Origin of the sequence: Bacillus sp. RC251 (assembly GCF_044908765.1) — a bacterium.
Lineage (GTDB): Bacteria > Bacillota > Bacilli > Bacillales > Bacillaceae_G > Bacillus_A > Bacillus_A wiedmannii.
Genome location: NZ_JBIYDP010000019.1, coordinates 40815 through 51125, shown reverse-complemented (window position 1 = coordinate 51125; position 10311 = coordinate 40815). Strand labels below are relative to the sequence as shown.

Annotated in this window: 20 protein-coding genes and 1 pseudogene; 1 reads left to right on the top strand and 20 read right to left on the bottom strand. The window is 36.3% G+C overall.

Features of this window, described 5'->3' with window-relative positions:
- Window positions 1–89: 89 nt before the first annotated feature.
- The 17 genes and pseudogenes from ABH961_RS28625 to ABH961_RS28545 all read right to left on the bottom strand — a co-directional run.
- A pseudogene (locus ABH961_RS28625) lies at window positions 90–278 on the bottom strand (hypothetical protein); the annotation flags it as partial.
- Window positions 262–402: a Fur-regulated basic protein FbpA gene (locus ABH961_RS28620; protein ID WP_404520540.1), complete on the bottom strand. Its 141-nt coding sequence runs from the start codon at window positions 400–402 to the stop codon at window positions 262–264. The pseudogene ABH961_RS28625 and the gene ABH961_RS28620, both read right to left, overlap by 17 nt.
- A 9-nt stretch (window positions 403–411) precedes the next feature.
- Window positions 412–828 carry a hypothetical protein gene (locus ABH961_RS28615; protein ID WP_404520538.1) on the bottom strand — a complete coding sequence of 139 codons (417 nt, stop codon included), beginning with the start codon at window positions 826–828 and terminating at the stop codon, window positions 412–414.
- Entirely contained in the window at window positions 818–1147 is a 330-nt protein-coding gene (locus tag ABH961_RS28610; RefSeq protein WP_404520536.1) for a hypothetical protein, read from the bottom strand. The genes ABH961_RS28615 and ABH961_RS28610 overlap by 11 nt, the downstream gene beginning before the upstream one ends.
- Before the next feature lie 10 nt (window positions 1148–1157).
- Window positions 1158–1421, bottom strand: coding sequence for a hypothetical protein (locus ABH961_RS28605; RefSeq protein WP_404520535.1), 264 nt, complete (start codon window positions 1419–1421; stop codon window positions 1158–1160).
- Complete coding sequence (locus ABH961_RS28600; protein ID WP_404520533.1) at window positions 1418–1705, bottom strand: helix-turn-helix domain-containing protein; 288 nt, start codon at window positions 1703–1705, stop codon at window positions 1418–1420. Before ABH961_RS28600 ends, ABH961_RS28605 begins: the two co-directional genes overlap by 4 nt.
- The gene (locus ABH961_RS28595; protein ID WP_404520532.1) at window positions 1674–1883 is read right to left on the bottom strand and encodes a hypothetical protein; all 210 of its coding nucleotides are present in this window, start codon (window positions 1881–1883) and stop codon (window positions 1674–1676) included. The genes ABH961_RS28600 and ABH961_RS28595 overlap by 32 nt, the downstream gene beginning before the upstream one ends.
- 12 nt (window positions 1884–1895) lie before the next feature.
- Window positions 1896–2777, bottom strand: coding sequence for an NB-ARC domain-containing protein (locus ABH961_RS28590; RefSeq protein ID WP_404520574.1), 882 nt, complete (start codon window positions 2775–2777; stop codon window positions 1896–1898).
- Window positions 2728–3510 (bottom strand): conserved phage C-terminal domain-containing protein, encoded by a 783-nt coding sequence (locus ABH961_RS28585; RefSeq protein ID WP_404520530.1) that lies wholly within the window; start codon window positions 3508–3510, stop codon window positions 2728–2730. Before ABH961_RS28585 ends, ABH961_RS28590 begins: the two co-directional genes overlap by 50 nt.
- Window positions 3511–3732, bottom strand: coding sequence for a hypothetical protein (locus ABH961_RS28580; protein WP_098642044.1), 222 nt, complete (start codon window positions 3730–3732; stop codon window positions 3511–3513).
- A gap of 168 nt (window positions 3733–3900) precedes the next feature.
- Window positions 3901–4776 carry a recombinase RecT gene (locus tag ABH961_RS28575; protein ID WP_404520528.1) on the bottom strand — a complete coding sequence of 292 codons (876 nt, stop codon included), beginning with the start codon at window positions 4774–4776 and terminating at the stop codon, window positions 3901–3903.
- Window positions 4776–5726: a YqaJ viral recombinase family nuclease gene (locus ABH961_RS28570; protein WP_404520572.1), complete on the bottom strand. Its 951-nt coding sequence runs from the start codon at window positions 5724–5726 to the stop codon at window positions 4776–4778. The genes ABH961_RS28575 and ABH961_RS28570 overlap by 1 nt, the downstream gene beginning before the upstream one ends.
- A 1-nt stretch (window position 5727) precedes the next feature.
- Window positions 5728–5928: a hypothetical protein gene (locus ABH961_RS28565; RefSeq protein WP_098378231.1), complete on the bottom strand. Its 201-nt coding sequence runs from the start codon at window positions 5926–5928 to the stop codon at window positions 5728–5730.
- A 101-nt stretch (window positions 5929–6029) separates the two neighbouring features.
- Window positions 6030–6218, bottom strand: coding sequence for a hypothetical protein (locus tag ABH961_RS28560; protein ID WP_404520526.1), 189 nt, complete (start codon window positions 6216–6218; stop codon window positions 6030–6032).
- 104 nt (window positions 6219–6322) lie between these two features.
- A complete protein-coding gene (locus tag ABH961_RS28555; RefSeq protein WP_404520525.1) occupies window positions 6323–6460 on the bottom strand; it encodes a hypothetical protein in 138 nt (45 codons plus the stop codon).
- 115 nt (window positions 6461–6575) lie between these two features.
- Window positions 6576–7352, bottom strand: coding sequence for a phage antirepressor (locus ABH961_RS28550; RefSeq protein WP_098642049.1), 777 nt, complete (start codon window positions 7350–7352; stop codon window positions 6576–6578).
- A 65-nt stretch (window positions 7353–7417) separates the two neighbouring features.
- Window positions 7418–7618: a helix-turn-helix domain-containing protein gene (locus tag ABH961_RS28545; protein WP_064056976.1), complete on the bottom strand. Its 201-nt coding sequence runs from the start codon at window positions 7616–7618 to the stop codon at window positions 7418–7420.
- 209 nt (window positions 7619–7827) lie between these two features.
- Here ABH961_RS28545 and ABH961_RS28540 point away from each other — a divergent pair, with 209 nt between their 5' ends.
- On the top strand, window positions 7828–8178 hold the full coding sequence (locus tag ABH961_RS28540) for a helix-turn-helix domain-containing protein (RefSeq protein ID WP_064056977.1): 351 nt from the start codon (window positions 7828–7830) through the stop codon (window positions 8176–8178).
- 5 nt (window positions 8179–8183) lie between these two features.
- Here the strand turns inward: ABH961_RS28540 and ABH961_RS28535 are convergent, their stop codons facing one another.
- The 3 genes from ABH961_RS28535 to ABH961_RS28525 all read right to left on the bottom strand — a co-directional run bounded on the left by ABH961_RS28535 (window position 8184) and on the right by ABH961_RS28525 (window position 9866).
- A complete protein-coding gene (locus ABH961_RS28535; protein WP_170955611.1) occupies window positions 8184–8333 on the bottom strand; it encodes a hypothetical protein in 150 nt (49 codons plus the stop codon).
- 149 nt (window positions 8334–8482) lie between these two features.
- Window positions 8483–8629, bottom strand: coding sequence for a hypothetical protein (locus ABH961_RS28530; RefSeq protein ID WP_170955612.1), 147 nt, complete (start codon window positions 8627–8629; stop codon window positions 8483–8485).
- Between the two features lie 37 nt (window positions 8630–8666).
- Window positions 8667–9866 (bottom strand): AimR family lysis-lysogeny pheromone receptor, encoded by a 1200-nt coding sequence (locus ABH961_RS28525; protein ID WP_097994662.1) that lies wholly within the window; start codon window positions 9864–9866, stop codon window positions 8667–8669.
- Between the last annotated feature and the right edge of the window lie 445 nt (window positions 9867–10311).

Below are 10311 nucleotides of genomic sequence, written 5' to 3'. Positions count from 1 at the left end.
TCATAAGTGCCATGCTGTGTATCTTTCATATCGTTCTCTCCTTTTTCTGTTGTGTAATTAGCAAATACATTTCCTAGAAATTCAATCATTTCGTGATTATTGTATTTAGACAAGATTGTCGATAATGCAATTGCCGTCCCTTCATTCGCAATCCATTTCCCTCTATAGAAACCAGCAAGTCCTAAATCTTCAGATTCATAAGCTTTGTCCGCTTCTTTTCTGTTTTCCACTGCTGATAACTGTAACTGTTCGATATACTCTTCAATCGCTTTCCTCATTCTCCCCATCCCTTTCCAACAGCCCCGCCAGTTCCTCGCAACTTCCCTCAAAGAGATCGCGCCCATCCGGTAGCTTGAATATGTGATTATCGATTAATTTGTTGATTAAAACGTCTTGCTCCATGTTGCCTCCCTAGCTGATTTGTTTCTTTTTCGTACTTCCACGCTTGTCCTTCGGCTTTGTTGCTGCCTCGTATTTCGGTATGCCCCTTTGCACCCTTTTTCGGTAGCAATTTTCACTGATTTCATTTTCTAATGCTATTTTTATAAATGCTTCATGCCCTTCAGATTTAGTCGCTGCTTCTATTTCTGTCATACCATCTTCTCTAATCCTTCTGTAATAAGTAGAAGCACTAATTCCGTTCCGCTCAGCCATTAATAATAGAAATCTATTATTCTTTTTCCCTTTCTTCTCTTGAATTGGTTCTGTTATAGCCCGTTCTATGCTCCAATCGTAAGAGTTTATTCTTTGATTAACATTAGGTCTTGATATTCCATTACGTGCAGCGATCTCATAATCTTTTTCAGTAGGTACTGGATTATATGACATGTTCCTTCCTCCTTACCCTTGACGATATTTCCGCTGCTTCTCTCTTTGTCAATCGCGGTACAACTGCTGCCTCAAGTGGTTCCCATCCTTTATCCTGAACTCGTTGACGAAACAATTTATATCCAATCCCGTTTTTCTCCGCTATCTCCAATTCTTTCTTATACTTTTTCGTAAACGATTCATTCACAGGTCGTGTAATAGCTTTTAATATGTTCCACCCTCGTATAATTCGTTGGTCTACGTTGCATTTACTAATACCGTTCCCCTTAGCTATTTCATATTGTTCCCAAGTCGGAACTGGAAGGTAATTATTCTCCATTTTCTCCCTCCTAATCTAGCTCCATAATTTCTTTTAGTGATCTATCTGAAATGTACGTATTAATAATCTCGATACGCCCGTATTTATCTTTAGCCATTCCCACGGCTTCGCTCTCTGACTTCGCTTCAAACCATCTAAGCTTCCATTTATCATCCTTATCGTAAAACTCAACTGAGTACGTTATGACGCTAGGTTTTGCAAGGAATCTCTCTGCCGTGCTCTTTGCTTTGCAATCGAATGTTCCTACTACATCCTCAAGTGTTAGTTGTTTCATGCCCCTAACCCCATTTGACGTTTATTAATTCTTTTCTTATCGCCCTGATCCATAATAAGAACCGCTATTTCTAATTCGTGTCTTCCCAAAGTTTCGGCAATTTCCGCTAAAGTTTTGTTGTCTCGCCATAATTCTTTTACGCGAGTCACTTCGCTTTCATCGAATAAAAGATCATACTTTTCAAGAGGTATATACAAATTGCGTCGTTTCTTTGTCATATACTTTTTTGTTTGTTGTGCTATTGTGTAATTCTCAAGCTGTTCTGCTGTTTCGAACTTCCCCATCCCATTTCCCCTCCAGTTGTAATTTATGAATTTCTTTTAGTCTCGACATAACAGCATGACGCTTTCTATCCACTTCCTCTGGGCTGCGATTCCCTGCTTCGCAAACACATGACCCAAACTGATACATACCCGTTCCGATGTCATTCTGAATTACTCCCGTTCCGTTACATGCACACATCTTAATTCCCCCTTAGAATCCTAAATGTTCAATGCGTTTATCTGATGTTTCCTTGAATACAATCGCTTCAGCTTTATTTAAAATACGACTTCCTAGCTTCTTATCATATTTCTTGAATATGTCACCGCTTGATAAATTAGTTGTTGTTATAGTTACTTTCCCTTGTCTTCCATTCGTCACTGCATACAATACACGTTGGATAAAGTTGCTTGCTTCGTCCGTTCTGTTCATTGATCCGCTTTCTGCGCCTAAATCATCAAGTACCAGGAAGTCCACGCTTGTCAGTAACTCCACACAATACTCTTCCGTATACTTAGAATCTTTGTTGTTAAAGGAATCCTTGATAAGTCGCATTAATTGCTCAATCTCTACGAATAAGCCGCTTTTCATATTTTTGTAGAGTAATAAGTCACCGTGTTTTTCCCCGTCCGACAATTCATAGAAATGCTCTCTTAATTCCCTTAGGATTGAATAAGCTAAATGGCTTTTCCCTGCACCCTGTACACCTACAATAAATACGTTTTTAACCTCTCCTGCTTTTAGACTCTCCACAATGGTCTCTACACGATTTTTATTCGCTCTAGTCTCATTGCATTCAGTTCTATAATTAGAAAGCGTAGCTTCGAGTATTTCCTCGTTACTAATGATGCTGTGCTTTGTAAGCATGTTGAACTTCTTAGCTCTATCGATTTTCTTGTAATGATTGTTCGCTTGTTCTTTTAACACTCTGTCGTTTTCTTCAACAACACATCGCGGGCAGACAACTTGTCCTTTGAATTCAATCATTTGAATTGGTTTAATAACTTTTTTGTCACCAGTTCCGTAAGAATGTTTCATGCATTTATCAGAATGGAAGTTCACCTTTAAATCCAGGGATTTTGCTACCCGTTGCATTGCTGTTACCGACATTGTTTTTCGCTCCTTTTTCGTTTAAGTAACTTTCAAATTTAGTTCCGAATAATGTTTCTGGTCGTAAATACTGACTCATATTTGAATCGGTAAGCCATTGTGCTGCTTTTATATCAATAACTCGTTTAAAATCATCTATAGTAAAACCGTCTTTAAATCTAGCTTTAATTAACGATCTAGTTTTCGCTGTTTTATGTTTAAAAGATTTACCCGCTTTTTCATTTAGATAAGAAACGATATCTTCATAAGGAATGGACGACTGATTGTCTTCTTCGTTAGAAGAGGACATAGTATTATTTTGTTTATCAGTATTTGGTTTATTAGTACTTGGTATATTAGTACTTAGTAGCGGTCGATTTTCTACTAGTAGGTTTTCCATCGGTAGACTTTCCACTGGTAGGATTTCTACTTGTGGTTTTTCTGCTTGTGGTACCTCATATATAATTGTTTCCCATCTGTTAATTTTTCCGTCTTCTCCTTTTATCGGAAACCTTTTAACATAACCACATTCCTTTAACTCCTTCATTCCTGCTTTTAAGCTTGCTATACCATCCTTTGAATGCTTTGCAACTTCTTCCATATAAAAGACCCAGTCGTCAGGGAGTGAAAGGATATATGCTAGGATTCCTTTAGCCTTCCAAGTTAAACGTTCATCCCGAAGCCCTGTATTATTAATTGTTGTGTAGTTTTTGTCTTTACTTACTCTAAAAGTTGCCACTTAGTTCACCTTCTTCATCCAACATTCGTAACTTACAAGGTCTTCCATTCCTGCGAATCGAATCTTATTGTTACCTCTGAATTTCCCTTCGTAGTGATAAGTTTTATCCGCTCTGTACACCCGTTTGATAGGTGTAACATAGTCATAACCCCTTGCTTCTAAATCACGAACCGCTTTTATCATTTCTTTCATTGATCCACGTCTTACAGGTACTTTAAACATCGACCTCACCCCGTTCGCAAATTGCAAATCCTTTCGATACTTTCAGGACCCTATAACCTGGGTAGCGTCTTGGATTTATATATTTCAGTACGTTTTGTTTTACTTCGTCCGTTGAATTTGCCTCCTGCCACACCCATTGTGGCAGGAGCACCTTGCTTTGCTTTTCAATCATTGTTCAAACACGATTTCTGATTGCTCTTTTTTCATTTCTGAGCTTTCATCTACTTCTGCGTACTCCGCATCGATAAAAGCATCACCCATTCCCATTGGATCCTCTTTTACTTGACTTACTGAGTTATCTCTATTCAAACCTTCCATGATGCTTTGCGTTTCTTTTTGTTCAATAGAAATTGGAGCATTCTTTAGTAATTTGATAAGTACTGTTTTCTTTGCCATCTCTACAAAGTGGTCTTTCCATGGTCCGAATACCGAGCCATTCTTCTGCGATTTTGTGAATTTATCTCGGTGTTTTTCAACTTGAGCCTTAGACATTACAATGAAATCAAATGCGCCATCTTTTAATTTGTACACCGCATAAAAGTGAGTGATTTTATTTTCGTTTTCTTCGCCACAAGGGATGTGAACTAAATCTTTACTTAGGCCGTAGCTATAATCAAATTCATCGCCTTCATAAACTTCGTGTGCATATACATTCGTGATATCTCCAGTACGACGGGCCAAATCAATAAGACCTCTATAACCTAATTGGAACTGAGCTTCAAATCGTTTTGTCTGTCCGTTGAAGAATGGAACGATATATGCATGGCCAAGTAAGTTAGGTTCAACACCTAGGACACCGCAATTCACTACAGCGCCTACAATAGATTCTGGTGAGCATTCTAGTAATTTAGGATTTCTACTTACTGCATTCATCCCCACACGGATTAGTCTTTCTGGTGTCACGTGCTTTGGAACAATAGATTGAATTGCTTTAAATTGATGTTTGAACTGTGACGAAAGTTGAACCTGAAACGATTGTGATTCTGTTGATGGTGCATTTGCCTTTTTTGCTAATTGATTTTTCACATCTTGATTAGTTGCCATTATTCATTTCCTCCCTGTTTAACTGTAAATTTTCTGCTTTTAGATGGTTTTAAGTACTGCTTGTACAATTCTGGTTGTTCTTCTTTCAAACGATTGTTATCAAGTCTGTTAGAAGTGTGTGTCTTCCACAAAATTGTGTACTTTTCTGTTTTACCAACTTCATTTGAACCAAGTTTTGCTTTAATTTTGTTCTCATAATCTGCTTTTTGTTTCTCTAATACTTTGATTTCTTTATCCGCTTGATCACGAGCTTCTATTAATAACTCAATCTCGTTTCCTAATTCAATTTCGCTATCATCAATAGGATCAGGATACATTTCCTTTAGTAGTGAAGTTGAAGCTTCTGAACCGTCAAACATTGGTGGAATCTTTTTATCAACGTGGTTTAACCAGAAGTCCTTTTCGATGTCGATTAGGTACTGGATAATGTCTTCATCGCGTTCTATCTTCTTGTATGTAAATTTGTTGCCTCCGATTAGAACCGCAATCCACCAAGCTTTATAACCCGTTACAGCCATGTAATGTTGACATTGGATAAGGTAAGATGCTGGGATTTCTTCATCTTCCCATTCTTTTTTCAAGTATTCTGATGCTGTCTTACACTCAAGCCCTAAATCTTCACCAACGATGAGCCTGTCCACATTTGCGAGCATCCAAGGGTATTCAGGATGTTGTAAAATTGCGTTGCATTTTCTAACTTTCAATCCAGTTCGCTTACTAAATTCTTCAGCTACAATTTCCTCTAATACATTTCCGAAGTAAGCTGCTTCGCTAGGTAACTGATCGTCGGTACCTTCGCTGATTTTGTCGTAATAAACTCCAATTGGTGATTGCCATTTATTTAAACCTGCAATGGCTGCTGCATCAGAACCACCGATTCCAGCTTTTCTTGATGCAAGCCATTGTTCATGTGTCATGTCCTTCGTTGAAATGAATACATTCGCTTCTATCTCACTCACCTGCGACTTTCTTAATTGAATGATCTTCTACATACTTTCTGATACAATCGGCTTCTGCATGGATGAAATCACCATTACAATCCAGATACCCTTCACCGAAGTAAATTTCACCCGAACAACCTTTGCAATAGTCCATGAAGTCCTTTGCGGTTGAATCGTGAGGATTACCAATTAACATCGGATTTTCTACCATTTACCACCACTCCTTGTTTACTTATGGAGAAAATATTTGATATAATATAGGTACATGCTTTTCAAAGTTTCTCCAAACCGTCTTAGGGGTAAGGCGGTTTTTTATTTTGTTTTGATTCCTTTTCCCCAACATTTATAGATAGTTATGATTGGCATTACCTCAACGATGTCAGCCTTCCGTTCTGGCGGTTCACCTTCAAAACGACTATCCACTTGATAATGTTCAAATCTGCATAAGTACTTGTTTCCTTCTAAATCGTTGCAATATGTTGGTTCGAAACACGGTGACATTTCAATTCCCCTTTCATGATGCTGTGCGCATCATCATGACCAGAAACGAGGTGGAGGGGAAAAGGTGTCCGCTCCTGATCATGATGACAAGCACAACGCTTGTCCTATTTAGCTAGAGTGATAAACTCCTTATGCATTTCCTCAACCTTATCTGCGCTGTTATGTATCCCTCTAGCTCGTAAATCACGAATCATCCTGATAATGTTTGCTTTCTCATCTTTATCACGCTGCTGTCTATCCATCAATTTCATCCTTCATAATCCATTTGTTTATGCGTTCCATCAGGTAGATGAATCCCGCAAGACCAATGACTGCCACCAATATCATTAAATGTGAGAATGTGCTTTCTTCCATTGTTTACACCGCCTTCTGTTCTTGTTCTTTCTTCAGTCGGTCTATGATGTAGGCTTGTCCTTTTGGTGTTACGTATGTTGTTGTCCATGTGAATGCTTCGCCATTTGGCTTTTTCTTGACGCCTTGTGCAACCTCAAATAATTCTCTTTCGCAACCTTTTTGAGTAGGTTCTGTAGAGTTTTTAAATAGTAAGCCCCACTCACGTAACTTATCGAATAATCGTTTCTGTCCGATTTTGATACCTTGCTTCATAGCTAGTTTTGCAACTTCGCCAACTTTTAGAGTTTGATCTGATTGCATACACGCTTCTGCGAATGTTACTAGCGGTTGTTGCTGTACAATTTGTTGTTGTGCTGCTGCAAGCTTTTCTTTCTCTTCTTTTAATTTAGTGAGAAGACCGATTGCAAAGTCTGGATTCGTTACCGCTTGTTCCAGGACTTGATCTGTCATGTATGCTCCGTGTTTTCTAATAGAAGGAAGCACTTCACTTGTTACCCATTTACGAAATTCTTTTGCTTTTTGAGTTTCTGATTCGAAAATCAACTCATACAATCCATCTTCGGTAATATACGGTTGTCCATCGTGGACAACTACTGATATATCAGCTTTTTGGATGACTTTCTCGATACGATCTTTTCGAAGGTACGTTTTTCCTTTTGCTACTTTCGTATATCCAAGTGACCATGCTGCATTTTCAAGATTGAACATTTCCTTACCGTTTAATTGAATAACTTCTAATGCTCCGAATTCTTGATGATTGAAAACTTGTAATTGATTCATTTTCTTTCCTCCTTTATGTTCACGAAACGTGAACGTTTAGTTAAAAAATAATAGTTAACTTTTCGTTAACCTTCTACTAATTCGTCAACTGTAACATCATACAATTTAGATAGTAAACCCAATCTGTATATACTCGGTTGCCTCTTGCCAGACTCAAGTTGTGAATAAGCGGATTTTGTTGAGTAACCAAGATAATCGCCTACATAAGCCTGACTATAACCGCGATTCTTGCGTAACGCTTTGGCTTTTTCTATATTTAATTTCATGTTTATCACCTTTGTTCGTTTCGTTAATTTGATAATAACATGACGTTCACTATTTGTGAACCCTTAAATTTAATTTTCTTTAAAAAACTTAAAAAGGTTGTCTTTGAGTGAACTTTTCTGTTACATTTTAAATATATATTAGGTATATATTTAATGTAAAAACGCAAAAGATAATGGTATATGTGAACGTTATGAAGGGGAGAAAACAAATGAATTACCAATTAATTAGTAAAAGGGTTAAAGAAATCAGGACTGAAATACTAAAAATGAGTCAATCTGAATTCATTAATGCACTTGGACTAAAAAGTAAATCCGCAGTTTCTATGTGGGAAAACGAAGAAATGGATAAATGCCCATCTAGAAAAACTTCTTTAGATATAGCTAAACTTGCAAACGTATCTGTAGCTTATGTGCTAGGGGAATCTGATGAGAAGAACCCTATGACAAGTGCTCAAGATGAATTTGAAGAACTAATAACTCAATTTAGAGAAAAAGACCCAGAAAAGCAAAAAGAGATTATGAAATTATTTAAAGACTTAATGAAAATAACAGGCGATTGATAGCTTTAGAAGCTACCGATCGCCTGTTTCATTTTTAACATTATTTCTAACGCATTTTTGTCCCCTTCATGCGCTAACTTCATAACTTCTAATAACTGTGATTCGAATTCTGTTACCTCTGTTACTACCACGTTTTCTAAGCTCTCTTTTTCCATCCCTAAAACCCCCATTTTTATCTATGTAGTTTGTGAATCTTTCACATTCTTTCCCTTTTTGTTTTTTTTAACAAAAACAGAAAATCTCTATAACGCACGAAATGCGACCATCTTTTTCAAGACGATCGCATTTCTCTTTATATATTTACTTACCAACCAACACCAGGATCTTCAGAATATAAAACAATATTCTCTTTTGGTGCAGCTGTAGGTTTTTGATTTTTGTCGGCAACAGGACTAAGAATTAGTGCCCCTGCTACTACAAGCGCTGGGATAATAGCTAAAATCTTTTTCATTAGACTTCACCTCTCATAAGTATATTATACCATTTTTTCAAATGAGACCCAACTCTTTTTTGGCGAATCTAGCATAAAATAACGAATTTTTTTCCTCGAATTTCCGTAGTCCCTGCTTAATGATTTCTCGATCGTTTTTAGCCATTCCTAAGTACACTAATTCAAAAGAAGATAACTCACCATTCTTATTTTCGATAGACATTAAAATTTCAACAGCTCGGTCGAAATTACCTATTCTTATTTCATAAAAAGCACGTTCTCCATCTTCCATAATTCCCAATGTGTCTAAATCACGATTGTGATAAATTTTCAAAAATTGAATTGTTTTAATGATCGCTTTCCTCTTTTTAATGATTTCAGGATTGATATTATCATTTAATATCGCTAACGCATCATTAAAAAACATTAATGATCGATCATAGTCATCAAATATAAAAGACTCAGCTTTTAACCAAAGTGCTCTTGCTTTATTAATTAATAAATGTGGTTCATTCTCACATAGAATCAGAACCTTATTACAAATCTCTCTTACTTCCTGAAGTTCGTCGCTTGTTAATTTGATAGATGCCAATCCTTCTTTAATACGAACGTTGTGACACTTTTTTATAAACTTATTTTTGATTTTAGATACTCTCTTCTCTAATTTAGTCATACGCTTTGTTAACAATCTATAATCACCTAATTGATAAGATGTATAACAAAGTAATATACCAATTAATATTTGCATCTCTGGATTTTGATTTTCTTCTTTCATTTCCTCGAGTTCTTCATGGTAGTTTGATAATTCAATTATCCCTTGTGATTTAAGGTATATCAAATCATACACGCATGCCCATTCAATATTTTCTTCTGTATCCACATTCTTTTCTCTATCTACCAAAATCTTTAATAAATCAAATTCGCCCCTTAGTGCTAGGTATTCCATAGCCTCACGAGAATTTTCAGGTTTAGCGACATCTAAATACATTTCTAACATTTTACGTCGTGTTCCATGATCTTCATATAACAAGACAAGCGTTTTAGCAAGATAACATAAACTAATCTCTCTTTCACCACGAAATATGTCTGAAACCCCACTAACACTAATTCCCCAAACTTTCGATAATTTAGTATAAGTGATTTTTTGAGATGCTAATTCAGTATCCAACTTAACGATCAACTTGTTTAAGGTTTTAATTTTTTTCTGTTTTAACAAAAACGCTTTTTCTTCTTTGCTAATTTCCAAAGTATCATGCATAGTATTTGCTCCCCTTCGTTCGGAACAAAAGACACGTTATACCCAATTAATAACATTTAAGGAAAACGCGTCACTACATTCAAAAGATGTGTTATAATTTATGTAAGACTTGCAGTAAGTGTTTTCCCTAGCTGAGGTAGGGAAAGCGGTGTAAGAGTGCGCTAACACTACTTATACACGCTGTGAGTCTTTTTTACGTCCGTTTATTTTAATGTTTTCATAATACCACAAATTTCCCAAAATTCAGTCGTAGAGTTATCTGATTATTATTGAGAAAGTTTGAAAAACGCTTCATATCAACGTTTTTCAAGTTGTACAAAAATAAAATATGCAATTATGCATGTGACATAATAAAGACCTCATGAACATATATTACCATAAAAACGAACTTTTGTTCTATTTTTTATTCTATATTTTAGTTGTTAAACAACTAAAATTGTCATTT